Here is a 945-nt window from a genome sequence, read left to right as displayed (position 1 = left end):
GTATCCCACACCGATCTCGTCGAGATATTCGTGAATCAACTTAACCGCCGCGGGGCGGTCGTGATCGAAGATGATATTGGCGAACGGCGCGACGATGGTGCTGGTGTGGATCACCTGGTCGCGCCCGTCGATCAGCCCGGATTCGAGCAGGCCTGCGATCACCGGTTCGATATAGGCCGAGGGTTCCTGGTCCCTCGGCTTGTATTTCGGGCTGAAATAGACCTCCGCCTGCAAGGCACTGCACCCCTTGGGCGCGACATTGGGCGAGAAATTTGACGGGTAGGAGAGGCGCGTGAACGCGATCTCGTCGTCGTAGAAATAGGTCCAGTGCGCGTCGCGGACATGCGGCTTGGTCACGCCCACGTTCACCAGCACGACCTCGGTGCAGGCCAGCTTCGATGCGGCGAGCTTCACATCGTCGGGCGCGCCATCGATCAACGGGATCAGTCTGGGCAGCGGAGCAGACGAGATCACCGCGTCATAGCCGACCGTGCGGCCATCCGACATGCGCAGGGTCTTCGCCTTGGGATCGATGCCGATAATCTCGGAATTGATCGCGACATTCGAGCGCGCGCGGAAACCGTTCAGATAGCTGACGAAACCGCCATGCGTCGGATAGCGGAAATGATCGACGTAATGCACCTTGGGCGGCATCGGGTTCAATGCGCCGGTCAGCATCTCACGCAGGCTCGGGCGATAGAGCCGCGGGCCGAGCCAGTCGGTCGTCAGGTTCTTCGCCTCGGTCGTGTGATATTTGCGGGTGTACTGGCCGGGAAAGGTCTTGGCGAACGTCTCACCGAACGCGGCCAGCAGCCATTGTTCGTAATCGGTGATCTTGCTCTCATCAACCGGCTCGCGCGAGGCGGCGACGAAATCGTCGATGCAGTCGACGATCAGATCCGTCGGCAGGCCATTCAGATTGGTCTGTGCCGGATGGGTGATCCA

The 945-nt window shown here is 60.8% G+C and carries 1 protein-coding gene; it reads right to left on the bottom strand.

Going from position 1 to position 945, the window contains the following annotated elements; translation table 11 throughout:
• On the bottom strand, positions 1-945 hold a 945-nt coding region (locus AAFM29_RS17875), incomplete at both ends, for a hypothetical protein (RefSeq protein WP_341714054.1).

Origin of the sequence: Erythrobacter sp., assembly GCF_038133525.1 — a bacterium.
Taxonomy (GTDB): domain Bacteria; phylum Pseudomonadota; class Alphaproteobacteria; order Sphingomonadales; family Sphingomonadaceae; genus Qipengyuania.
The sequence above is the reverse complement of the archived record's forward strand: the minus strand, read 5'-3'. Positions and strand labels throughout refer to the sequence as shown.